Below are 23,476 nucleotides of genomic sequence, written 5' to 3' on the forward strand. Positions count from 1 at the left end.
GTTCAGCGGCAGCACCGCCATCGTGAAGTTCACGTCGACATGGGCGAGCTTGAGCTTCTCCATCGCGCCCTTCTGGTCGCCCTGCGCGAGGTTCTTGTTCGCCTCGGTTACGGCCGAGGCCTTCTCGGGGGTGGCCACGAAGTCGTCGCCGAGCGTCAGCTGCGCGTCGACCGGCACCCAGGCGACCTGATCCTTGGAGGCCGGCTGGGTCGTGGTGGTCGCGGACTGGGCCATCCCCTTGTGGCCGGCCATATCGGCGGGCGTCTTCAGGTCGGCCTCCGCCTTGGTGAACACCGCGTCATCGGACTTGGCCTTGGTGAAGGCGGCCTGCGTCTTGCCGATCAGGGTCTTGGCCTGGGCGGGATCGGCCTCGAAGATGGCCAGCCGCGTCAGCTGAAGATCGCGGAACGCCTGCGCGCCATCCTTCGACAGCTTGCCCACGTCCTTGCCGATCGCGGTCTGCTGCGCGGTCGGCTGCTGGGCGGCCTGTTCCGCAGCGAAAGCGGTCCCGCCCAGGATGGTGGTGAGCACCAGCGCCGCAGTCATGGATTTGCGATAAGACATCTTTCTGACTCCATCTGAGCGCATGAACCAAGACATTCCACTGTATCTGTCTCGTTCTTTGCGTGTTCAGATAATATTCATCCGCGTTGTTGGTCGCATGTCCATGGGATTAAAGTTCGGCCATGTGGGCGGCGGCGCCCCGTAGAGACTGGGGCGGGCGCTGTCACGGTCTCGCGATCGGGCCCGGATGCCTGCCGGCCATCATCGGATCCCTCAGGCCGGGGACCGCCTCAACCGGTCCTGGCCGCGGGAAACAGCAGATCGAAGCGGCAACCGCCCGTCGAGGCCGGGTGGACACTCACCGTGGCCGCGTGGAGCTTGGCGATCGCTGCCACCAAGCTCAATCCGAGGCCGTTGCCCGGGGTCTGGCGTGCGACTTCCGCGCGGTAGAAGCGCTGGAAGATCTTGTCGCGCTCGGTGGCCGGCAGGCCGGGTCCCGTATCCTCAACGGCGAGGCTGACCGTGCCACCCAGGCGCATGAGCCGCACGCACACGGCGCCCCCCTGCGGCGTGAACTTCAGCGCGTTGTCGAGGAGGTTCGACAGGGCCTCGAAGCAGAGATCGCGGTCGCCCTGAATGGCGGGAAGGCCGGCCGCGATCGCGAGGGTGAGGTGCACACCTTTCTCCTCGGCGGTCGGCTCGAACAGGTCCACGGCCGCCGCCGCCACCTCGCCGAGATCGACCGGTGCGAAGGCGGTCCGGCGGCCTTCCTCCATCGCGCCGATCCGCAGCACGGCCGTGACCATGGCGAGCGTCTGGTCGATCCAGGCGAGGCCCTGGTCGATCGTCTCGTGAAACGCCTCCACCGTCCGGGCCTGGGTCCGGCTGCGTTCCAGACGGGCGCGCAGGCGCGTCAGCGGCGTGCGCAGGTCGTGGGCCACGGCGTCGCCGACGCTGCGGACCTCGTCCATCAGGTGTTCGATCTCGTCGAGCATCCGGTTCACGTTCGCGGCCAGCCGGTCGAACTCGTCGCCCCGGGTCCCGACCGGCAGGCGCCGACGCAGATCGCCGCGCATCACCTCGGCCAAAGCCGCCTCGGTGGCGGCCAGCCGTCGGCGGCCCCGCCGCGCGAGGAGGAGGCCGCCGAGCCCCGACAGGGCCAGCGTCGGCACGAGGCCGAGGCCGAGTGCCCGCAGGGTCGTCACCCGCACGCGGTCGATCTCGTCGGAATCGTGGGCGATCACCACCGTGCTGCCGTCGGGCAACGGCAGGGCGGCCGCCCAGATCTCGTCGTCGAGCCTGCGCCCGGCGACCTGGACGACGGCGCTCACGCGGTCGGCATCCCCGTCGCGGGCGAGGTGTTCGGGCATCGCGTCGAGGTTGCCGGCCCGACGCGTCCCATCGGAACCGAACAGACCGCCGTAGTGATTGGCGTGCAGGTCCATGGCGGTCCACGTGTCGACCCGCAGAGCCGCGGAGGCGGGATCGGCGGCGACGGCGCGGACTTCGAGGCGTAGCGTCTCGGCCAGTTCCTCACGCAGATAGGCGGCCGTCTGCCAGTAGATGAAGGCGAACATCGTCAGGGCGAGCAGCACCGACCACAGGGCAATCCCCAGGGCCCAGCGTAGGGTTGTGGAGCGGAGAAAATCAGTCATCGGGCGTGAAGGTGAAGCCGAGGCCGCGCACGTTCTGGATCAGGGGCGGCTCGCCGGAGGCCTCGAGCTTGCGGCGCAGGCGCCCGAGATGGACGTCGATCAGGTTTGATTTCGGGGTGAACCGATAGTTCCAGACCTCCTCGAACAGCATCGCCCGGGTGACGATCTGGCCGGGCGCCCGCATCAGATAGGCGAGGAGCTTGAGTTCGCGCGGCAGCAATTCGAGGTCGCGCGCGCCGCGCCGGCCGGTTCCGGCGATCAGGTCGATCTCCAGGCTTCCGACCCGCAGCAGGGTCTCGCGGCTGTCCACCGGGCGCCGGAGCAGCGCCTCGATCCGGGCGGCGAGTTCCCCGAGCGCGAAGGGTTTGGCGAGGTAATCGTCACCGCCGGCCCGCAGGCCGCGGATCCGCTCGTCCACGTCGCCGAGGGCGCTCAGCACCAGGGCGGGGGTCCGGTCGCCGTCGCGGCGCAGGTCCTGCAGGACGGCGAGCCCGTCCTGGCCGGGCAGCATCCGGTCGAGGATGATCGCCCCCCAGGCGCCGCCCCGGGCCGCCCGCGCGCCCTCGGGGCCGGTCGCCGCCCAGGTGACCGCGTGACCGCGCCCGCGCAGATCGTCGAGCACGACGCCCGCCGTCTCCGCATCGTCCTCGATCAGCAGCACCCTTGCCACGCTTGCGCCTCCGGCTCGTGTCCCCTCTGCCGCACTTCGACCAGCCGGTCCCGTGCCGACGCCACTGTGAACCCGAATTTAGTGGCGCCGCATCGGCTTCGCCCAACTTATTAGAATGACTCTAGCGCGTACCGGCGCCGGTTTCACGGCCCGTTTTGTCTCACCGGATCGCCTCGATGCAGACCCCGCCCCGCAGAACGCGTGCGCCCCGATGGGCTCGCCGTGCGGATCCCTGCAGCGCCGTTCGCGGTGAACGGCAGGAAATCCCCAATCTCCCCCGCGAGCCTTCGCAGGAGCCGGGCATCAGGGCCGGCTCCACGGTTGCAGGAGGGCGCGCGGGTCCCCTCTCCCATGCGGGGGCGGGACAGAGTGAGGGGCAAGAACTTTCAGAACGCGGCGCGCCCCCTCTTCGGTGGCTAAACCCGAAGCCCGATCGTCCTCGCCTGGCCCGACGCCGTCCCCCGGGTGTCAATCATGCCTAGGAAGAAGCGTCCTCGGCGCCTCATCAACCGATACGCCCAGTCCCGTCTCTACGACGTGGAGACGCGGAGCTATGTCTCGGTGGACCGGTTGAAGGAATTCCGCAGCGCGGGCTACGAGGTGGTGGTCCGCGAGGTCGAGACCGGGCGCTTCGTGAGCGATGAGGTGTTGCGCCCGGGTTTTGACGCATGAGCCCGACCCTCTCCGGAGATCGGTGCGCGCGCCGATGACACTGAACGCGGAGGCGCACGCCCGCGCCACAGAAGCAGAAGCGGTCGAGCCGGAGGGCCTGGACGAGGCGGTAACTCCGCCGCCCGCCCCGGTCGCACCGCGCCGCCGGTTCGGCGTGCGCGTGCTCCTCCTGCTGGCTGTGGCCGGCCTCGCTGCGGCGGGCTGGTTCGAGCGAGCGCCCATCCTCTCGGCGCTCGACCTCGCGCCGCCCGCGCCGAGCACGCCGGCGGCGGAGACCGACAAGTCCGACGCCGCGCCGGCCGATCCCGATCGCGTCACCCTCGACGCGGCCGGGCAGACGCGGATCGGCCTCGCCTTCGGGACGGCGGAGACCCGCCGGATCGTGCTGCCTTTGCACGTCCCCGGCACCGTCTCCTTCGACGAGCGGCGTGTGACCCATCTCAAGCCCCGGACCCCTGGGCGGGTGCTGAGCCTCGCGGTCCAGCCCGGCGACCGGGTTCAGGCGGGCGAGACCCTCGCGACCCTCGACGCCGCCTCTCTCCTCGACGCGCGCAACGGCTACCTCGCCGCGCAGGCCTCCCTCGGCGAGGCGCAGGCCTCCGAGGCGGTGGCCGCGCTGCAGCTCAAGCGCGGCCAGGAGCAGCTCAAGTTCGGCGGCGTCGCCCAAGCTGAGGTGGAGCGGCGGCAGGTCGATCTCGCCAAGGCCCAGGCGGCGGTGAAATCGGCCCAGGCCAACGCCGAGATGTACCGGGCGCAATATCAGCGCCTCGCCCCGACCGAGGGGGGGGCCCCCGGAACCAGCGCCGTCGTGACCCCGATCGCTGGAGTCGTGACCAGGGTCGGCGTGACGCTCGGCGAGGTCGTCGACACCACCCGCGACGCCTTCACGGTCGCCGATCCGACCCGCATCCTCGTGCTGGCCAACCTCTACGGGCCCGATATCGGACGGGTGAAGGCCGGCGACACCGCCGTCGTCGAGAGCCCGATCCCGGGCCAAGCCCCCCTCGACGGCCGGGTCCGCTCGGTGAACGCCGCCCTGGACACGAACACCAACACCGCGCCCGCCCGGATCGAACTCGACAATCCCGGCGATCTGCTGCGCGCCAACATGTTCGTGTCCGTGACGATCGCTGCGGATCTCGGCCGGGAGGGCGTCACCGTGCCGGCGGCCTCCGTCCAGCAGACCGAACAGGGGCCGATCGCCTTTGTGCGCAAGGCGCCCGATCAGTTCGAGCGACGCGCCCTGACGCTTGGGATCCAGCGCGCCGACTGGGTCGAGGTGCGGAGCGGCGTGACGGCCGGAGAGAGCGTGGCGACGAAGGGCAGCTTCGGGCTGAAGGCGATCCTGCTGCGCAGCCTGCTCGGCTCGACGGATTGAGGCCTCCGATGCGGTCGTGGTTCGCCCTCCTAGTCCGCCGCCGGTTCCTGGTGCTGATGATCGCCCTCGCGGCGGCGGCGGGGGGCGTGGCCAATCTCGAAGGCCTGTCGATCGACGCGGTGCCCGACATCTCGCCCAAGCAGGTGATGATCCTGACCCTGTCGCCAGGCCTGGGGCCGCTGGAGGTCGAGCGGCTCGTCACCTTCCCGGTGGAGAATGCCATGGCGGGGGCGCCCGGTCTCACTGGCATCCGCTCGACGTCGCGGGCCGGGGTCTCGGCGGTCTACGTCAGCTTCGCGGACGGCGTGCCGATCACAGAGGCGCGCAGTCAAGTTTTCCAGCGCCTGCTGGCCGCGAAGGGCATGATGCCGGCGGGCGTCGGCGACCCGCAGATGGGCCCGATGGCGACGGGGCTCGGCGAGATCTACCAGTTCGAGCTGCGCGGGCCCGCCTACACGCCGATGCAGCTCCGCCGCACCCTGCAATGGACGATCGCGCCGAAGCTCAAGCTCACGCCCGGCATCGTCGACGTGAACATCTACGGCGGCCAGATGCCGACCTACGAGGTCCAGGTCTCGGCCGACGCGTTGCGCCGCTACGGCGTCAGCCTCGCCCAGATCTTCACCGCGCTCGCCGACAACAATGCGGCCCGGGGCGGCGCCTATATCGAGCACAACGACCAGCAGGAGGTGATCCGCGGCCTCGGCCTCGCCAAGGGTCCGGAGGACATCGCCAACATCGTGGTCGCCACCGGACCCGGGGGCGTGCCGGTGACCATGGCGACGCTGGGGACCGTCGTGGAGGCCCCCAAGGTCCGGCTCGGGGCCGTGACGCACGATGCCGCGGGTGAGACGGTCGTGGGCATCGCGCTGATGCAGTACGGCGACAATGCCAGCGCGGTGGTCGGCGGGGTCAAGAAGACCATCGACGATCTGCGCCCGCAACTGCCGCCGGGCATGGAGATCGTGCCCTATTACGACCGCAGCGCGCTCGTGGACCGCACGATCCACACCGTGGAGCACAACCTCCTCGAAGGCGCGGTCCTCGTCATCGTCGTCCTGCTGCTGCTGCTGGGCAACCTCCGGGCCGGGTTGATCGTCGCCGCCGCGATCCCGCTCGCGATGCTGATGGCGTTTGTCGGCATGCGGCTGCTCGGTATCTCGGGAAACCTGATGAGCCTGGGCGCCATCGATTTCGGCCTGATCGTCGACGGGGCCGTGGTGATGGTCGAGAACGTCCTGCGCGCCCGCGGCGAGCACCCGGACCGTCCGCCCCAGGACCTGATCCGGGACGCCGCGGCCGAGGTGGCCAAGCCCGTGATGTTCGCGGTGGCGATCATCATCCTCGTCTACGTGCCGATCCTGGCGCTGGAGGGCGTGGCCGGCAAGATGTTCGTGCCGATGGCGCTGACCGTCATCCTGGCGCTCTCCGGCTCGCTGGTCGTCACCATGACGCTGATGCCGGCGCTCGCCGCGATCTTCCTCGCCGGCCGCGGCGTCGGCGAGCGGGAGACGCGCCTCGTCCACTGGCTGCGCGCCGCCTATACGCCGCTGCTGAAGGCGGCCGAGCGGCACGCCCTCACGACCGTGCTGGCGACGCTCGCCCTGTTCGCGGGCTCCTGCGTGCTGGCGACCCGGCTCGGCGGCGAGTTCCTGCCGAAACTGTCCGAGGGCTCGATCGTCATCACCTCCGAGAAGCTGCCGGGGATCGATCTCTCCGCCTCGCTCGCCACGGTGACCCGCATCGAGCGGGTGCTGAAGTCGTTCCCGGAGGTGAAGCGCGTCGTCTCGCTCACCGGCAGTGCCGAGATCCCGACCGACCCGATGGGCGTCGAATCGACCGACAGCTTCATCACCCTCACCGATCCCGACACGTGGAAGACCGCCGACACGCAGGAGGGCTTGGTGGCGGCCTTCGACAAGCGCCTCAAGGAGGAGGTGCCGGGGGTCGCCTACAGCTTCTCCCAGCCGATCCAGATGCGCATGGACGACCTGCTGGAGGGCGTGCGCGGCGACGTGGCGATCAGCCTCTACGGCGACGACCTGAAGACCCTCAAGGACACGGCCGACGCCATCGTACGCGCGGTCTCGGGGGTCGACGGGGCGGCGGACGTGAAGGCCGAGGCGCAGGCCGGCATGCCGGCGCTCACGATCCAGGTCGACCGCGCCAAGGCGGCCCGCTACGGCATCAACGTGTCGGACGTGCTCGACATGGTCGAGAGCATCGGCGGCCGGACCAGCGGCGTCGTCTACGGCGACGACAATTCGATCACCGAGATTGTAGTGCGGCTCGATCCCGCCGACCGCAGCGACATCGAGCGGATTCGCGCCCTGCCGGTCGGCCGGTCCGGCACCGGCGATCCCGGCCGGGAGGCGGGCAGCCGGATGATGGTGCCGCTGTCGATGGTCGCCAGCGTGGATGTGGCTTCCGGCCCCGCGCAGATCAGCCGCGAGCGCCTGCAGCGGCGGATCTCCGTGCAGGCGAATGTCCGCGGCCGCGACGTCCAGAGCTTCGTGGACGCCGCCAAGGCGGCCGTCGACCAGCAGGTGAAGCTGCCGCCGCGCTACTCGCTGGTCTGGAGCGGGCAGTTCCAGAACCTGCAGGAGGCGACCGCCCGGCTCACCGTGGTGGTGCCCGCCGCGCTCGCGGCGATCCTGCTGCTGCTGGTGATGATGTTCGGCGACATCCGCCTCGCCGGGCTGATCTTCCTCAACGTGCCCATGGCGGCCACCGGCGGCATCGTGGCGCTGACGCTGCGCGACATGCCGTTCTCGATCTCGGCGGCGATCGGCTTCATCGCGACCTTCGGCATCGCGATCCTGAACGGCGTCGTGCTGACGAGCTACATCCGCGACCTTGAGGGGTCCGGCCTCGATCCCCGGGAGGCGGCGACGCAGGCGGCCGAGATGCGGCTGCGCCCGGTGATGATGACGGCCCTGGTGGCGGCCCTGGGCTTCCTGCCGATGGCGCTGTCCACCAGCGCGGGGGCCGAAGTGCAGCGGCCGCTCGCCACGGTGGTGATCGGCGGGCTGATCTCGGCGACCTTGCTCACCCTCGTGGTGCTGCCGGCCGTCTATCCGTGGGTGGCGGACCTGCGCCTGGGTCGGTCGAAGGCGGACCGCACGGCGGCGGCGGCGGCCCGGTCTCGGCCAAGCGGGACGGAACCGGCTGCGCCGCGTGCGGGGCGCCGAACAGCCCCTTGAGGTAGCCGTAATAGACCGGCTGCGTCCGGCGCAGTTCCGCGCGGGTGAAGGGCTCGCGGGCCAGCCGGCCGTGCAGGAAGGCGCTCGCCGTCATCGCGAAGAATTCGCCCGGATTGCTCAACAGGTAAGCGTCGGCCGGATAGAAGTGCCCGGCCTTCGCGCGCCGGTAGAAAGTCAGGATATCCGGGTTGTCCCGGCCGCCGGGCAGTCGCCGGAAGTGATAGACGTGCATGTATTCGTGCAGCAGCACCGGGCGGTCGTCCTTCGGGTCATCGACCGCGATGGTCACGCTGTCGCCGCCGCTGTAGTGGCCGCCCGCGTCGGGTCCCGATCGCACCATCACCGGGAAGCCGCGCAGGAAGTCCTTGATGCCGGGGTCGAGGTGCGTCGCCTCCACCAGATCGACCTGATGCTCGGCCGCCTGCCGCAACCGGCCGATCTCCGCGTTCGGGACGTCCGGGGCCATGGTGATGCGATAGCCGCGGTAGGTCTCCGAGCCGTCGCCGAGGCGAAGCGTTCCGGAGGGGTCCGCCCGGGCCGGGCCGCCGTGGAGGGCGAGCGCCCCCGCGACCGCAACGGCTCTCACGGTGAGCCGGAACGGGGATGCGGGATGGGATGCCGTCCTGCGCCTCTTGTCTGCCATGGGCCCTTTGCCTCTCGCCGCCACGGCCCGTCCGGGGCCGGCCGGGGTGCGCGGGACCGTCGCGCCCGGGCCATGCCCGGATGTGACGGGCGGCGGGCGGCCTGTAACGTTTTGTGACAGCGGCCGTATTCGCGTTGCCGTGCCGCCCGGCCGGCCTATCCTCGGATCATGACCGACGGCACCACCATCGCCATCGTCGAGGACGATCCCGAAATCCGCGCCCTGCTCGCCGGCTACCTGGAGGGCGAGGGCCTGCGCGTCGTCGCCGTCGATGGCGGCGCGAGCCTCGATCGCGCCCTCGCGGCAGGACCGGCGCCGGACCTGATCGTGCTCGACTGGATGCTGCCGGGGGAGGACGGTCTCTCGATCTGCCGGCGCCTGCGCGCGGCGGGCGGGCCGCCCATCGTGATGCTGACCGCCAAGGACGAGGATATCGATCGGGTGCTCGGCCTGGAGATGGGCGCCGACGATTACGTCTCGAAGCCGTTCAACCCGCGGGTGCTGCTGGCCCGCATCCGCGCCGTCCTGCGCCGGACCGGCGCCGCCGCCCCGGCCGCAGAGGCCGGTCCGAAGACGCTGAGCGTGGCCGATCTCGCCATCAACCTCGCGGCCCGCACCGTGACGATCGGCGAGCCCGCCGCCGAGATCCCGCTGACCAGCGCCGAGTACGATCTGCTGCACTGCTTCGTCACCCGGCCCCAGCGGGTGCTCTCGCGCGACCAGCTCCTCGACTGGACCCGCGGCCGCACCGCCGACGCCTTCGACCGCACCATCGACGTGCAGGTCAGCCGCCTGCGCCACAGGCTCGATGCGGCGGGCAGCGCCACGGCGGGCCTGATCAAGACCGTGCGCAATGCGGGCTACATCCTGGCCGCGCCGGTGAAGACCGGGGCGTCGTGATGGCGCGGATCGGCCTCCTCGGGCGGATCATGCTGGTCCTGCTGGGGGCGCTGTCCCTGCTCGTCGTGGCGACCTTCGGCATCGACCGCTGGCAGCGCAGCCAGGAACGCTCGCCCTACGCCTCGCGCTTCCCCCGCCTCGATCAGGCGGCCGGCATCATGGCGCTGATGACGGACGCGGATCCGGCCCAGCGGCCAGCCATCCTGCGGGCCGTGAACGGCGAGGCGCTGCGGGCCGAGATCGTGGACGCACCGCCCGAGCCTTCGGAGATGATCCGCGATCCCGTCCTCGAAGGACGCCTGCGCCGGCTGACCGGCGACGCCTCCGACGGCATTCGCGCCTTCACCGAGCCGACGATGTTCTACCGGGGCATCGGCCCGGCCGACCGCGCCGGCGGAACCGGGCACCGGGCCATAGGCGGTCTGGCGCTCGCCACCTACCGGCTGCCGGACGGGCGGGTTCTGGTCATCTCGGCGATCACCAAGCACCGCTCGCTCATGCCGTGGCTGCTCGGGCAGCCGCTCAGCCTGTGGGTGGCGGTGCTCGGCGTCGTGGCCGCCGGCCTCGTCATCGTCGGCACCCGGCACGAGCTCGCGCCGCTGCGCCGCCTGACCGAAGCCGTGTCCCGCTTCGACGGCCGTGTCACCGAGCGGACCGCCACGCCGCAGGGCGCCCCGGAGATCCGGCGCCTCACCCAGGCCGTGCAGGCGATGCAGGAGCGCATCGTCGGCCTGATGGCCGAGCGCTCGATGCTGATCGGCGCGATCTCCCACGATCTCAAGACCTACCTGACGCGCATGCGCCTGCGGGCCGAGGGCATCGCCGAACCGGAACGGCGGGATCGGCTGATCGACGATCTCGCCGCGATGACAGCGCTGATCGAGACCTCGCTCGGCTTCGCCCGCGGCACCGCCGCCGAGATCGGGCGGGCGCCGGTCGATCTCGCCGACATCGTGGCGGTCGAGGTCGCCGAACACGCCGCGCAGGGCGCGCGGATCAGCCTGTCGGGGGAGGAGGTGCCGGACGCCACCGTGGCGGGCGATGCCCTCGCCCTGCGCCGGGTGATCGCCAACCTGATCGGCAACGCGGTCAAGTTCGGCCGCTCGTCGGTCGCCGTGGCGGTGCGGCGCGCGGGCACGGCCTGTCAGGTCGTGGTCGAGGATGACGGGCCGGGCATCCCGGAGGCGGAGCGCGCCGCCGTGTTCAGCCCGTATTACCGGGTCGAGCGCTCGCGGAACCGGCAGACCGGGGGCACCGGGCTCGGGCTCGCCATCGCCCGGCAGATCGCAGAGGCCCATGGCGGCACGATCGTGGCCGAGGCCGCGGCGTCCGGCGGCGCGCGCCTCGTGGTGACGCTCCCGGCCCTCGCCTGACCGGTTGAACGGGCCGGTGAAACGGAACGGCAAGCCGCGGTCACACAACGTTACGAGGTCGCGCGAACCCGTCACATCGAAGCACATCCAGGGAGCGAACCTTCGCTCAACCCGATGCGGCATGCCCGCCGCCGGGACCTCGGACCGGGATGGCCGTGTGCCGCGCCCGGTCCCTCCGAGCAGAAGGAATCGAGCGATGCTGAAGGTCCTCGCCCCCGCCGGCCTGCTGGTCGCCCTCGCGGCCCCCGCCTCGGCCCTGCCGCTGGTTCAGGACGCGGTGTCCACCGGCCCCGGCGATGCGCAGATCATCCAGGTCTACGGCGGCTGCGGGCCCTACGGCCACCGGGGTCCCTATGGTGGCTGCCGCACGGGCGGCCAGTGGGGCGGCTACCTCCGCGGCCACTCCTGCCCGGCCGGCTTCCACATCGGCCCCTACGGCCGCCGTTGCTGGCCGAACTGAACCAGCCCTCTCCGGCAACCCGACGCGTCCGGCCGCGGGCCGGACGCTCATCACGTCCGATCGGAGTCCATCATGATCCGCAAGCTCGCCTTATCTCTCGTCCTGGTGTCGGGGGTGCTGCTCGCCGCCCCGGCCGCGGAAGCCCGGGACGGGTGCGGCCCCGGCTTCCACCGGGGCGTCTACGGCTGGTGCCGGCCGAACTGGCGGCCCTACGCGTACCGCCCCTTCGTCTACCGCCCCTATGCCTACGGCCCCGGCTACCGGCGGTTCGGCTATCACCGGTGGGGCGGCTACCGCTGGCACTCTCGGTACCACTACGCGTGGCACCGCAACTGGCACCGCGGCTTCGCCTGGCATCGCGGCGGACACCGCTGGGGCGGGTTCCGGCACGGGGGCTGGCACCGGCACTTCTGAGGCATCCGGCGGGGCGGCGGGCCTCACCGCGTCCCGCCGGCCGGCTTGGGGCCGAGGCCCTACGCCGGCAGGACAACAACCTTCGTCTTGACCGGCGTGCGCGCGTAGAGGTGGATCATGTCCTGGCTGAGCAGGCCGACGCAGCCGCTCGTGATGCCGGTGCCGATCGATTCCGCGTCGCTGCTCGCGTAGATCGTGTAGAGCGTGTAGGCGCCGTTCTGGTAGAGGTGGAGGGTGCGGGCGCCCAGGGGATTGTCGAGGCCGCCCGGCATCCCGCGGGCGTATTTCGCGGCCTCGGGCTGGCGCCGGATCATCTCAGCGGGCGGCGTCCAGGTCGCCCATTCGGACTTGCGGCCGACATAGGCGTCCCCGTTCCACAGGAACCCCTGGCGGCCGACATTGGCGCCATACCGGGTTGCGGATCCGTCGCCCTCGACACGGTAGACGTAGTAATTGGCGGGATCGACGATGATCGTGCCGGCCGCCTCCTTGGTCTCATAGGCGACGGTCCGGCGGTAATACTTCGGGTCGACCTTACTGATGTCGACCGCCGGGATCGGGAACTTCTCGTTGGGCATCGGCGCGTAGGTGTTCCGCGCCTCGGCCAGGAGGAGCGTGTCGGTGGTTCCGCAACCGCCGAGCGCCAAAGCGCCCGCACCGAGGGTCGAGCCGGCCAGGAACGCCCGGCGGCTGAGCAGGGCCGCCTGCGGCCCGCCTCGCACGCCCGCGTCCCACGCGCCGGTGCCGGTCTTCCGAGCCTCGATCGTCATGTCTCTGGACTTCCCGTATCCCGCCGCGCGAACCGCCAAGCGTGAGGGGGCCGCGCCGCAGCGCCGCTGACAAGCTCGGCCGTCCACATTCGAAAACCGGGGGAATGCGTCGTGAGTGTGGCCAATACGCGTCGTCGTCCAACGCTGAATGGCCGATGCAATAGAATTTGGATCTGACCACCGGTCTTCGTGCCAAGTGCAGCCGATCGATCCACCCACGCGCAGGGCATGGTCGCGTCGCCCGGGCGAGCGAGGCCTGATGACACGCGACGGGGTGGCTGCTACGACCCGGCTTCGGCACCAGACTCCGTAGCTCAGCTGGATAGAGCAGCCGCCTTCTAAGCGGCAGGTCGTAGGTTCGAGCCCTACCGGGGTCGCCAGCCCTTCGCCCGCGGGTGGATGATACGGCGGGCTTGTCCGGGTCGGTAAGCCAGCAGCCGGGCGCTTCGACGGTGCCGCCTATCCCCCTCGAAACCGCTGGACCCCGGCTCCGGACCCGTCGACACTGCCCCCGCAGAGGCGCGTCGAAGCGCGCCCGCACAGGGGAGGGATCGGCGATGGGCAGGCTCGGGACCTGGGGCATTGCGGCTGTGGCCGTCGTCGCGGCGGGCGGGGGCTGGCTGGCCGCGCAGGGCGCGCGCGGGGCGGGGGCGCACGATCCGCGTTTCCCGCAGCTGACTCTGGAGCAGCTCACACCCGCCCAACGTCCGCTCGGCGAGAAGATCCTGAAGATCTCGAGCGTCGGGCTGGCCGGCCCCTACAATCCGATGATCCGCAGCCCCGAGATGGCGCAGCGGCTATACGACCTGCTCGACTATCTGCGCTGGCACACCTCCGTGCCGACCCGGCTGAACGAGTTCGCCATCCTGATCCAGGGGCGGCTGTGGCGCTCGCAGGTGGAGTGGTTCGCCCACGAGCCCCTGGCCCTCAAGGCCGGGCTCTCCGAACAGGTTGCGGCGGACCTCAAGGCGAACAAGCGACCGGAGGGCATGAAGCCCGACGAGGCCGCCGTGTATGATTTCTGCATGGAGCTTTCCACGCAGCATGCGGTCTCGGAGGAGACCTTCGCGCGGGCCAAGGCGGTGCTGGGTGAGCAGGGCGTCGTCGACCTGACCGCGCTGACCGGCACCTACGTGTCGGTCGCCATGTTGCTGAGCATGGCCGAGGAGGGCGTACCGCCCGGCAAGGAGCCGCCGTTCAAGCCCGGCGAACGGTAGGTGAACACGGTCCGAGGGGTCGAGCGGGGCGCACGCTTAGACCCGCACGGCCGAGCGGGCCGCCCCCGCGGGACCGGCGCACGCAGCCTCAGTGCCGCGGCGGTAGCGGCTGGGCCTGTCGGGCCTCTGACCCGGCGCGGCCATTGCGGTACTCTCGACCGGCGCGGCGCCGGCCACGATCTGGTGCGGAAACCGAACCGGTACAGAGCGTCAGGGCCTGAGCCGGGCGGCGGCTTGACGCCCTCCCGGTCGCGGCTCAAGCGTGAGGCGCCCGCGACGCGAGAGTGGCTGATGACAATGGACAGGCGGAGTCTTCTGGCGGCTTTGGCCGCAGGCGCGGGCAGCCGGGCCCTGGCGCCGCTCCGCGCGAGGGCGGACGAGACCGCGACGCTGCCCTTCGGCAACGGCGAGCGGCGGCTCGTGGCCTATCCGGGCAAGCGGCCGCTCCTGCAGATGACGGCCCGCCCCCCGCAATTGGAGACGCCGTTCGCGGTGTTCGACGAGGGCGCGATCACGCCCAACGACGCGTTCTTCGTCCGCTATCACCTCGCCGACATCCCCACGGAGATCGACCCGCAGGCGTTCCGCGTCGCGGTGACGGGCCATGTCGAGCGGCCCCTCGATCTGTCCCTGGCGGAGCTCAAGGCCCTGCCGGGATGGACCGAGATCGCGGCGGTCAACCAGTGCTCGGGCAATTCCCGGGGCTTCTTCGAGCCGCGGATCGCCGGCGGCCAGCTCGCCAACGGCGCGATGGGCTGTGCCCGCTGGACCGGCGTGCCGCTGAAGAGCGTCCTCGACAAGGCCGGCGTAAAGGCCGGGGCCGTGCAGGTGTCGTTCGGGGGGCTCGACGGGCCGGTCCTGCCGGAGACGCCCGACTTCGCCAAGGCCCTTCCCCTCGATCAGGCGAACGACGGCGAGGTCATGCTGGCCTGGGGCATGAACGGACAGGACCTGCCCTGGCTCAACGGCTTCCCGCTGCGCCTCGTGGTGCCGGGCTATTACGGCACCTACTGGGTCAAGCACCTCAACGCCATCACGGTGCTCGACACGCCCTTCGAGGGCTCCTGGATGACGAGCGCCTACCGCATCCCCGACAATGCCTGTGCCTGCACCGAGCCCGGCAAGGCGCCCGACAGGACCGTGCCGATCGGCCGCTTCAACGTCCGCTCCTTCGTGACCAATCTCGCGGACGGCACGCAGGTGAAGGCCGGCCGCGTGCCGCTGCGCGGCATCGCATTCGACGGCGGATCGGGCATCAAGGCGGTGGAGGTCTCCGCCGACGACGGCAGGACTTGGAGCCCGGCCCGGCTCGGCCAGGATCTCGGCCGCTACGCCTTCCGCGCCTGGACCGCCGAGGCCGATCTGGCGCCGGGCCCGCATGCCCTGCGCGTCCGGGCGACCGGCAACGACGGCGGCACGCAGCCGATGGAGTCGCGCTGGAACCCGGCCGGCTACATGCGCAACGTCGTCGAGACGACCCGCGTGCGGGCGGCCTGAGGGAGATCGACATGCCCCGCTTCACCGCGTTGCCCGCCCTCTGCCTCGCGCTTGCCGGGACGGCCGCGCTCGCCGCCCCAGAGACCTACGCGCTGCCGGAGCCGACCGCGCAGTTCAAGGCCCCCCCGGATGCCGGCCACGCGGCCGGATTCCAGGCCGCGCAGGAGACCTGCATGACCTGCCACTCGGCGGACTACGTCGCCATGCAGCCGCCCAAGAAGGGGCAGGCTTTCTGGGACGCGGAGGTCGCCAAGATGGTCAAGGTCTACCGCGCGCCGATCGAGGAACAGCAGGCCAAGGCCATCGCGGCCTATCTCGGCGCGACCTACTGACGGGACGGCCGCCACCGTCCTGCTCATCCGCGTTCTCGGGATCCGCGGAGCACCCGACGGCTCAATCGACGGGCGTGTAGCGGAGCGTCCCCGCGCGGCGTGTCGGCAGACCGGTATCGTTCGTGTGGTTGATGCCGTCCATCACGGGCACGGCCTCGAAATCGAACGGGCTGACCCCCTCCAGGCACGCCACGTTGACCGCATGAAGCATGCTGTCGGACCGCCGCTGATGGTGGGTGTAGATTCCGCAGCGGGAGCAGAAGAAGTGCTCGGCCGCGCCGGTGTGGAAGCGATAGGAGGTCAAAGCCTCCGCGCCCTGCCGGATCCGGATCCCGCCCGCCTCCGCCATGGCGACGACGGCGCCGCGCATGCGGCAGTACGAGCAGGTGCAGCGCCGGATCGACCGGAAGCCGTCGCTGAGTGCCACATCGAACCGCACCGCGCCGCAATGGCACTGACCGGTGCGTAGGTTCGTATCGGTATCCATGTCGCCCGGACCCCGTCGTCTGACGTCGAAGCGAGCGTAGCGTCGGGCCGTACACCGGACAATTCAGGTCTTTGCACGCGCTGTGTGAGATTACCTCACGTGCAACTTCAGGACGGACTGGGTCCGAACTGGACCGCCCGCGCGATCTCCGAGCGCCGCGCCGCGTAGCCGGGGGCGGCCATCGGGTAATCGGTCGGCAGACCGTAGCGCGTGCGATACTGATCCGGCGTCAGGCCATGGGCCTTGAGGTGTCGTTTCAGGGTCTTGTAGGAGCGCCCGTCGATGAAGCTCGTCAGGCCCTCGTGCTGGACCGATTTGCGGATCTCGGCCGGCGTCGGCCGATCGGACAGGGGCGTGGCAGGGCCAGCCGGCTGCACAAGGGCCGTCAGCGCTGCGTGCACACTCGTCAGGATCGGCGGCACGCTGGACGGCGGGACGGTGTTGCTCGAGACATACGCCGCAACGAGGCGTACCGTGAAGCTGTCTATTGCGTGCTGAATTTCAGTCTGAGACGCACTCGCTTCGTCCGGATTCATCGTAAACTCCCCTGATAACGCATACAAATGGGAGATACTCATACAATAGGCCGAGTCAACACGCAGGGCCGTGACGGGGGGCAGGCTCGTGTTGCGTGCCCAACGCGACGCAGTTCCGGGTACGCCCGACAGCGCGCCATCCGAGCGTGACTGCGCGCTGGGGTGCGGCCCTGCCGCGCGATCTGGAGCCGCATAAGATCCAAACCGGATCGTGCGGGATCGCGCCAGCTCGATGTGGACCCTTGCCCGCGGACGCTTTCGCGCGGGAAAACTTCGTGATCAAATCGTATCCGCCGTGTATTGCAAAGTCTCTGCCGGGAGCGGATCCGCTGTCCTCGCATCCACGAGCCGAAGAGACGGCATCAGCCCGGTTTCGGCCGTGGGCCCGGTCCCGCGCCCGAGCGGGCGAAGGGCATGCCGGCCAGCGGGTCGCGCCGCTCCTCGTGCTTCTGCTGTCATCCCCCGCTGTTTGCGCCCAGGACACGTTCGGGCTGATCTCCCCGGGTGGCCCTGAACGCGGCGCGCCGCCCGAAGCGGAGATGCAGGCCCGGGTCGCCGCCGAGTTTCCGGGAGCGCCCCTCGTCCGCTTCCGCAAGGTCCGGCCGATGACGGTTGAGACCGGCCACGACATCGCGTTCTGCGGTCAGGTCAGTTCCACGTCGCCGGAGCAACAGGAGCCGAACTTTCATCTGTTCCTCTACGGCCGGACCGCGGAGACCGAGACCGTCCAGATTCTCGGGTCCGAATCCCTCAACGGCTACCGCGTCGGCCGAAAGTTGATCGGCGCCCTGCGACGCATCGGCTGTCTCTAGGACGCTCTTTGCCGGGATGTAATGCTGGTTCGGCGCACGAAAGCACGTCGCAACAAGACCTGTGAGCCGCTCCAGCATCGGGCGGTATGAAGCAGCCATCACAACTGTAACCGGTATCCCGGAAACGGCTCTCCACGGTCAAGCTGCGCCATGTCATGATGTTTGAAATCAGAGGACAACCGGGGAGAACGACATGAAGCGCCATCCACTTGCCCGGAAATGCCTGATCGCAGCGGCGACCCTGTCGGTTGCCGGCGCCGCCTCCGCCCAGGAGGTCAGGCGGACTGAACTCGGCCGTCAGCCAGTGTCGGGCGACGCGAGCCGTGAGATCGTCATGCAACTGGTCGAGATCCCGCCGGGGGCGACCTCGCGCCGGCACGTCCATAACGGCGAAGAGGCCTACTACGTGATCGAGGGCGGCCTCGTGCAACAGGGGCCGGGTCAGGAGCCAAAGGAACGGCCGTCTGGCGAGCGCGGCATCAACACGCGCGGCGTCCCCCATGCCGGCTACACGGTGGTCGGCGACAGGACCGTCAAGATCCTGTCGGTCTACGTCGTCGACAGGGGCAGGCCCCTTCAGGAGGCTGCCGAATGACCGGCGTGCCCCATTCGTGGCGGGAATGTGGCATAAGCTTGACGATTGATCTCGAATCAGGTTTAAACTTGACCGTTGCGTCATAGATACACCCCAAAATGCTTTGGAGGTTCCGATGTGCGCGCGGAAGACCTTTTATATCTTCGCCACGTCGTCCGATGCCCAGCTTTTCTGTGCCGTCCGTCAGGATCAGCCGATCCCCCGGATGATCGACGGTGTGCAGTGGCGTTATCTGAACTGCATCGACACGTCGCGGGACAAGCCGTTCGGCTTCGACGTCGATGACGCCAACAAGGCCATGCGGAACTGCGGCGTATACTTCTACAGGCGTGAGTTCGCCTTTTCCCAGCCCCGCACGCTGCTCCAGGCCGCCTGAACGTCGGCCCTCCGGGGCTATCGGGCCGGAGCCTGGCGCATCGGGGTGATTACAAACGCCGCATCCGGAGCTGGACCGGCGAACCGATTGCGGGCGTCGTCGCTTGGCACGCGGTGGGATCTGAGGATTCAGTCCCGGCCTCGGAAGGATGGACGTGTCACTCAGGATGGGTCTGGCCGGCGTCACTCTGGCGTTGATGGGCGCCGCCCCGGCTCCAGCCTGGGCCTGGGGCGTTCCCGGATGCACGAATCTGCCCGAGTACAATCGCGCCCTCGGGGCGCTTCAGGGGATGACGAGCGCCTGCGATATGAGCGTCGAGGAGGCCCGGCGCGTCGTTGCGGCCCATGACGGGGTCGTTGCACCGCCGACCGTCGCAGCGCCCCCGCTGGTCGCGCCACCGCCCCGGGTTCATCGCCGGCACCATCGGAACATGCGGCCCGCGCGCTCGACCCGGCCATGATTGCATCCGCGCGGCCCGCATGACGCCAGCGCGTATTCAAGGCGTAGCCGGCGCGATCCGCACCCGCTCGTAGGCGTCCACGACGTGGCGGCGCATGAGATCGGCCGCGCCCTCGGCGTCACCGGTGATCATCCGCTCCAGAATGCGGCTGTGCTCCTGCCAGACACTGATCGACATGCCCGGGTAGCGCAGCACCTGTCCCATGGCGCGGCGCAGGTGCAGCCAGTGCAGCCGCATGGTCTCTCCGATGATCGGATTGCCGGAGAGTTCGTACAGGAAGGCATGGAAATCCATGTCGGCCTGGAGAGTGGCCCGGGCATCGCCCGCCACCACGAGGTTGCGGCCGTGCTCGACCAGGGACCGGCCGCGCACGATGGCGCTCTTGCTCAGGCGTTGCGCCGCGAGGCTCACTGCCAAGGGTTCGACCGCGGAGCGGAACTGGTAGATCGCCTCGAAGAACTCGGGCTCCACTGCGGTGACGGTGAGCCCCCGGCGCCCGGACTGGACGAGAAAGCCCTGCGCCTTCAGCACCGCCAGCGCGTGCGTCACGGGCTGGCGGGAGACGCTCAGCCGGGCGGCGATGTCGTCCTGCGTGAGGCGCTCGCCCGGCTTGAAGGTGCCGTCACACAGGGCGTCGAGAATCACCGCGTAGGCTTGGTCGACGAGGCTCGTCGACGGTTCGAGTGACTGCACGCCCAAAACTCCCGCCCGCTCTTCCGCGAACGGTATCCGGTCCGCTTGACAGAATCGCAAGCGGTCTGCACGCTGAGTTCCGTGTACTGAATTCCGTGTTCGCTAATCGCCGCGAACGGGGATGCATTCGGGATCGGAACGCCACCGGCTCGAAGCATGAAAGCAGTCTTCGTCAGGCCGGCTGCTGCAAACCGCGGCCGCGATATCGAATCGGCGCGAAGACGCCGAACTCCGAAAAAAGATCTGTGATCGACAGGGAGGACGTCATGTCGAGCGGTCTCACGCTGAACCCCGTCGCCGGCCTGTCGGATCGCGACGCGCTCTACGGGCGCGTGCTCCGGCGGGTCGTGCCGTTCCTGCTAGTCTGCTACGTGGCCGCCTATCTCGACCGGGTGAATGTCGGCTTCGCCAAGCTGCAGATGCTGAGCGATCTCAAGTTCAGCGAGACCGTTTACGGCCTCGGGGCCGGCGTGTTCTTCCTCGGCTACGCCCTGTTCGAGATCCCGAGCAACATCATCATGGTGCGGGTCGGCGCCCGTTACTGGATCTCGCGGATCATGATCACCTGGGGGCTGATCTCGGCCGCGATGATGTTCGTGTCCTCGCCAACCAGCTTCTACGTGCTGCGCTTCCTGCTCGGCGTGGCGGAGGCGGGCTTCATCCCGGCGATCATCTACTACCTGACGGTCTGGTTCCCCGCCTCCCACCGCGGCAAGGCCTCGGCGCTGTTCCTGGCCGGGATCCCGCTCTCGGGGATCATCGGCGGGCCGCTCTCGGGCTGGATCATGACGGCCTTCCACGGCACCACCGGGCTCCAGGGCTGGCAGTGGATGTTCCTGATCGAGGGGCTGTTCGCCACCGCCCTCGGCCTCTGGTGCCTGATCCGCCTGGACAACGACCCGGTTTCGGCGACGTGGCTCACCCCGGCCGAGAAGGAGCGGATCACCACCGACATCGCCGCCGAGGCGCGGGACAAGCCGCTGCACTCGGCCCGCGAGGGCCTGACCAGCGGCCGGATCTGGCTGCTCAGCGGCACCTACTTCTTCTTCACGATGGGCCTCTACGGGATCAGCTTCTGGCTGCCCTCGATCATCCGGGACAGCGGCGTCAAGGATCCGCTGACCGTCGGCCTCCTCACGGCGATCCCCTACACGGGCGCCTTCGTGACGATGTTCATCGTCGGCCTGAGTTCGGACCGGCAGCGCGAGCGGCGCTGGCACCTCGCGGTTCCGGCTGTTGTGGGGGCGGCGGGGCTCATCGCGAGCGTGATGGTCGCCCACAGCCCGGTCCTGGCGCTGGCGGCCCTCACGGTGGCCTCCGCCGGGACGCTGACCTGCATTCCGCAATTCTACACCCTGGTCCCGGCCGTGCTCTCGGGCGCGGCGGCGGCGACCGGCCTCGCGGTCGCCAATTCGGTGGGCAGCGTCGCGGGCTTCGTGAGCCCTTACCTGCTGGGCTGGGTGAAGGACGCCACCGGCAGCACGGGGCAGGGGGTGATGGTGCTGGGCGCCATGCTGGTGATCGGCGCCGCGCTGGTCTTCCTCAACCCGGCAAAGCTGGTGAACCGCTGAGCGGGACCCGCTCAGCTCTCCCGCCAGGCCCGCTCGGCCCGGTCCCAGGCCTCCAGGGGCTGGAGATCGGGCACCCAGGCCAGGCCGCTCTTGGCATCCGACGACACGGCCTCGGTGGTCACCAGCACGTCCAGCAGGGCAGGGCGGTTGGCCATCGCCCGGGTGAGGGCGTCCGGCAGATCCTCGGCCCGCTCCACCCGCTCCGCATGCAGTCCGAAGGCACGCGCCAGGGCGGCATGATCGGCGCGCTGGAGTCGCGTGCCGACCACGCGCCCGTGCGTGACGGTCTGATCGTGGACCTCGATCTGCCACGCGCCGTTATTGGCCACCACGAACAGGACTGGCGCGGCGTGGCGCTTCGCGGTGTCGAGTTCCATGGCGTTGAAGCCGAAGGCGCCGTCCCCGGTGGCGACCACGACGTTGCGGTCGGGGGCCGCGAGCGCCGCCGCGATCCCGTAGGGCACGCCGACGCCGATGCAGCCGAACGGACCGGGATCGAGCATCGTCCGGGCCGAGAGGCCGACCCGGGCGAAGCTGAGGAAGTCGCCGCCATCCGTGACCAGCACGGCCTCCGTCCCGGCCGCCTCCTGGATCGCGGCGAGCAGGCGGTTCGGATGCATGAACCCGTCCGACCCATCCGGGGCCGTCCGGGACTGCGCCCGGAGTTTTTCGGCCCGCGCGGCGTGGCCGTCGCGCAGGGCGTCTGCCCAGGCGCGGTCGAGGGAAGGGGCGCGGTCGCCGATTGCGCGCGTGAGCGCCGCCAGGGTGGCGCCGGGATCGGCCAGGATGGCGGTGCCGGGGCGGTTGTCGCGCAGCTCCCCGGGGGCGCCCGCGATCCGCAGGAACTGCGCCGCGCCGAATACGGCCGGCGAGCCGTAGGCGAGCTGGAAGTCCAGGCGTCGTCCCACGGTGACCACGAGATCGGCTTCCTGCATGGCCCGGCCCCGCATCGAGGCGATCACCGCGGGATGGTCGTCCGGCACCAGGCCGCGGCTCTCGCCGGTATCGAGATAGGGGCAGCCGAGGCGGTCGAGGAACGCGATGAGCTGCGGGTCGGCCTCGCGCGCGCCCCGTCCGCTGATCACAAGGGGCCGCTTCGCCGCCAGCAGCAGATCGACGGCATGGCCGATCGCGTCCGGATCGGGATGGGCCCGGGCCGGGCTGCGCTGGCGCATCAGTTCGGGCAGCATCAGTGGCGGCGGCACCGGGGCCCGGAGCACGTCGGTTGGGACGTCGAGATAGGCCGGCCCCGGATCGCCGCCCTCGCCGAGGGCCCGGGCGACCGCCTCGGCGAGTTCCTGCGGCAGGAGGCCCGGCTCCCGCACCGTGCGGGCATAGCGGGTGATCGGGTCGACGAGCCGGGCGTGGTCGAGGTCCTGCAGGGCGCCCCGGTTCTCCTGCGCCCGGGGTGGGGTGCCCGAGAGCACGAGGACCGGCGTGCGCGAGACATGCGCGTTGGCGATGCCGGTGATCGCGTTGGTGAGGCCCGGCCCCGCGGTGACCAGCGCGACCCCGAAGCCGCCCGCGACCTCGGCCTCGGCCTGCGCCATGTGGACGGCCGCTCGCTCGTCGCGCACGTCCACGATGCGGATGCCCGCTGCGTCCAACGCCATCCAGATCGGCATGATGTGGCCGCCGCAGAGTCCGTAGACCCGAGCGATGCCGTGGCTGCGCAGGAACGCGGCGATCACGGATGCGGCGCGGCTCTCGCTCGCCATGAGACCCTCCCTCGCATGCCCGGCCCCGGTCTCGCCGCGCTGCAATATAAGTTCACTCTTGACCGCAAACCGGCACGATCCTACCAACGGTATACGGAGTTCGGAATTCAATAGCGAGGGCCGAGGGGATGAGCCAGCCGATCCGCGTCCTGTTGGCCAAGGTCGGCCTCGATGGTCACGACCGCGGTGTGAAAGTGGTCGCCCGGACTCTGCGCGATGCCGGCATGGACGTGATCTACTCGGGCCTGCACCGCACCCCCGAGGAGGTCGTCACCGCGGCGATCCAGGAGGATGTCGACGTGCTCGGCGTCAGCCTGCTGTCGGGCGTCCAGCTCACGGTCTTCCCCAAGATCTTCAGGCTCCTGTCGGAGCAGCAGGCGGACGACCTGATCGTCATCGCGGGCGGCGTGATGCCCGACGAGGACGTCGCGGCCATCAAGGAGATGGGCGTGCGCGAGGTCCTGCTGCAGGACACCCCGCCGGAGGTCATCGTCAACACCCTGCGCCGGCTGGTGGCCGAGCGCGGCGAACGTTGAGGAG

At 70.1% G+C, this 23,476-nt stretch carries 24 protein-coding genes and 1 tRNA gene; 17 read left to right on the top strand and 8 right to left on the bottom strand.

The window, feature by feature from the left end:
- From MKK88_RS21615 to MKK88_RS21625, 3 genes are all read right to left on the bottom strand, one after another.
- On the bottom strand, positions 1-564 hold a 564-nt coding region (locus MKK88_RS21615; RefSeq protein ID WP_244003345.1), incomplete at its 3' end, for a YfdX family protein.
- Positions 565-794: 230 nt separating this feature from the next.
- Entirely contained in the window at positions 795-2,159 is a 1,365-nt protein-coding gene (locus MKK88_RS21620) for a sensor histidine kinase (protein ID WP_244003347.1), read from the bottom strand.
- Positions 2,152-2,829 carry a response regulator transcription factor gene (locus MKK88_RS21625; protein WP_244003349.1) on the bottom strand — a complete coding sequence of 226 codons (678 nt, stop codon included), beginning with the start codon at positions 2,827-2,829 and terminating at the stop codon, positions 2,152-2,154. The genes MKK88_RS21620 and MKK88_RS21625 overlap by 8 nt, the downstream gene beginning before the upstream one ends.
- A 474-nt stretch (positions 2,830-3,303) precedes the next feature.
- On the opposite strand from MKK88_RS21625, the gene MKK88_RS21630 reads away from it, so the two are divergent.
- The 7 genes from MKK88_RS21630 to MKK88_RS21660 all read left to right on the top strand — a co-directional run bounded on the left by MKK88_RS21630 (position 3,304) and on the right by MKK88_RS21660 (position 11,872).
- Positions 3,304-3,501 (top strand): polyhydroxyalkanoate synthesis regulator DNA-binding domain-containing protein, encoded by a 198-nt coding sequence (locus MKK88_RS21630; protein ID WP_244003350.1) that lies wholly within the window; start codon positions 3,304-3,306, stop codon positions 3,499-3,501.
- Between the two features lie 34 nt (positions 3,502-3,535).
- Complete coding sequence (locus tag MKK88_RS21635) at positions 3,536-4,879, top strand: efflux RND transporter periplasmic adaptor subunit (RefSeq protein ID WP_244003352.1); 1,344 nt, start codon at positions 3,536-3,538, stop codon at positions 4,877-4,879.
- Positions 4,880-4,887: 8 nt separating this feature from the next.
- Complete coding sequence (locus MKK88_RS21640) at positions 4,888-8,082, top strand: efflux RND transporter permease subunit (protein ID WP_244003354.1); 3,195 nt, start codon at positions 4,888-4,890, stop codon at positions 8,080-8,082.
- A gap of 811 nt (positions 8,083-8,893) precedes the next feature.
- Complete coding sequence (locus MKK88_RS21645) at positions 8,894-9,625, top strand: response regulator (protein WP_244003356.1); 732 nt, start codon at positions 8,894-8,896, stop codon at positions 9,623-9,625.
- Positions 9,625-10,998, top strand: coding sequence for a sensor histidine kinase (locus MKK88_RS21650; RefSeq protein ID WP_244003358.1), 1,374 nt, complete (start codon positions 9,625-9,627; stop codon positions 10,996-10,998). Before MKK88_RS21645 ends, MKK88_RS21650 begins: the two co-directional genes overlap by 1 nt.
- A 196-nt stretch (positions 10,999-11,194) precedes the next feature.
- Entirely contained in the window at positions 11,195-11,458 is a 264-nt protein-coding gene (locus tag MKK88_RS21655; protein WP_244003359.1) for a GCG_CRPN prefix-to-repeats domain-containing protein, read from the top strand.
- Between the two features lie 72 nt (positions 11,459-11,530).
- Entirely contained in the window at positions 11,531-11,872 is a 342-nt protein-coding gene (locus tag MKK88_RS21660) for a GCG_CRPN prefix-to-repeats domain-containing protein (RefSeq protein ID WP_244003361.1), read from the top strand.
- 59 nt (positions 11,873-11,931) lie between these two features.
- Here the strand turns inward: MKK88_RS21660 and MKK88_RS21665 are convergent, their stop codons facing one another.
- Positions 11,932-12,642: a L,D-transpeptidase gene (locus MKK88_RS21665; RefSeq protein ID WP_244003363.1), complete on the bottom strand. Its 711-nt coding sequence runs from the start codon at positions 12,640-12,642 to the stop codon at positions 11,932-11,934.
- Positions 12,643-12,945: 303 nt separating this feature from the next.
- Between MKK88_RS21665 and MKK88_RS21670 the strand changes: the two genes are divergently transcribed.
- From MKK88_RS21670 to MKK88_RS21685, 4 genes are all read left to right on the top strand, one after another.
- Positions 12,946-13,022: transfer RNA gene (locus tag MKK88_RS21670), tRNA-Arg, on the top strand.
- Positions 13,023-13,199: 177 nt separating this feature from the next.
- The gene (locus MKK88_RS21675; RefSeq protein ID WP_244003365.1) at positions 13,200-13,859 is read left to right on the top strand and encodes a carboxymuconolactone decarboxylase family protein; all 660 of its coding nucleotides are present in this window, start codon (positions 13,200-13,202) and stop codon (positions 13,857-13,859) included.
- A gap of 291 nt (positions 13,860-14,150) precedes the next feature.
- On the top strand, positions 14,151-15,356 hold the full coding sequence (locus MKK88_RS21680; protein WP_409566691.1) for a molybdopterin-dependent oxidoreductase: 1,206 nt from the start codon (positions 14,151-14,153) through the stop codon (positions 15,354-15,356).
- Positions 15,357-15,367: 11 nt separating this feature from the next.
- Complete coding sequence (locus MKK88_RS21685; protein WP_244003367.1) at positions 15,368-15,688, top strand: cytochrome c; 321 nt, start codon at positions 15,368-15,370, stop codon at positions 15,686-15,688.
- 61 nt (positions 15,689-15,749) lie between these two features.
- Here the strand turns inward: MKK88_RS21685 and MKK88_RS21690 are convergent, their stop codons facing one another.
- On the bottom strand, positions 15,750-16,175 hold the full coding sequence (locus tag MKK88_RS21690) for a GFA family protein (protein WP_244003369.1): 426 nt from the start codon (positions 16,173-16,175) through the stop codon (positions 15,750-15,752).
- 107 nt (positions 16,176-16,282) lie between these two features.
- Positions 16,283-16,711, bottom strand: coding sequence for a MucR family transcriptional regulator (locus tag MKK88_RS21695; protein ID WP_244003371.1), 429 nt, complete (start codon positions 16,709-16,711; stop codon positions 16,283-16,285).
- 539 nt (positions 16,712-17,250) lie between these two features.
- On the opposite strand from MKK88_RS21695, the gene MKK88_RS21700 reads away from it, so the two are divergent.
- The 4 genes from MKK88_RS21700 (at position 17,251) to MKK88_RS21715 (ending at position 18,954) form a co-directional block, all read left to right on the top strand.
- Positions 17,251-17,523 (top strand): hypothetical protein, encoded by a 273-nt coding sequence (locus MKK88_RS21700; protein ID WP_244003373.1) that lies wholly within the window; start codon positions 17,251-17,253, stop codon positions 17,521-17,523.
- Positions 17,524-17,716: 193 nt separating this feature from the next.
- Positions 17,717-18,118: a cupin domain-containing protein gene (locus MKK88_RS21705; protein WP_244003375.1), complete on the top strand. Its 402-nt coding sequence runs from the start codon at positions 17,717-17,719 to the stop codon at positions 18,116-18,118.
- Positions 18,119-18,233: 115 nt separating this feature from the next.
- Positions 18,234-18,494, top strand: coding sequence for a hypothetical protein (locus MKK88_RS21710; RefSeq protein ID WP_244003377.1), 261 nt, complete (start codon positions 18,234-18,236; stop codon positions 18,492-18,494).
- A gap of 154 nt (positions 18,495-18,648) precedes the next feature.
- Positions 18,649-18,954 (top strand): hypothetical protein, encoded by a 306-nt coding sequence (locus MKK88_RS21715; protein WP_244003379.1) that lies wholly within the window; start codon positions 18,649-18,651, stop codon positions 18,952-18,954.
- Between the two features lie 36 nt (positions 18,955-18,990).
- On the opposite strand, the gene MKK88_RS21720 is transcribed toward MKK88_RS21715, so the two are convergent.
- Positions 18,991-19,647, bottom strand: a complete 657-nt coding sequence (locus tag MKK88_RS21720; protein ID WP_244003381.1) for a GntR family transcriptional regulator — start codon at positions 19,645-19,647, stop codon at positions 18,991-18,993.
- Between the two features lie 266 nt (positions 19,648-19,913).
- Between MKK88_RS21720 and MKK88_RS21725 the strand changes: the two genes are divergently transcribed.
- Positions 19,914-21,218, top strand: a complete 1,305-nt coding sequence (locus tag MKK88_RS21725; RefSeq protein WP_244003383.1) for an MFS transporter — start codon at positions 19,914-19,916, stop codon at positions 21,216-21,218.
- Between the two features lie 11 nt (positions 21,219-21,229).
- On the opposite strand, the gene MKK88_RS21730 is transcribed toward MKK88_RS21725, so the two are convergent.
- A complete protein-coding gene (locus MKK88_RS21730; protein ID WP_244003385.1) occupies positions 21,230-22,936 on the bottom strand; it encodes a thiamine pyrophosphate-binding protein in 1,707 nt (568 codons plus the stop codon).
- A 128-nt stretch (positions 22,937-23,064) separates the two neighbouring features.
- On the opposite strand from MKK88_RS21730, the gene MKK88_RS21735 reads away from it, so the two are divergent.
- Complete coding sequence (locus tag MKK88_RS21735; protein WP_244003387.1) at positions 23,065-23,472, top strand: cobalamin B12-binding domain-containing protein; 408 nt, start codon at positions 23,065-23,067, stop codon at positions 23,470-23,472.
- The last annotated feature ends 4 nt before the right edge of the window (positions 23,473-23,476 follow it).

It is taken from the genome of Methylobacterium sp. E-005 (assembly GCF_022829725.1).
Lineage (GTDB): Bacteria > Pseudomonadota > Alphaproteobacteria > Rhizobiales > Beijerinckiaceae > Methylobacterium.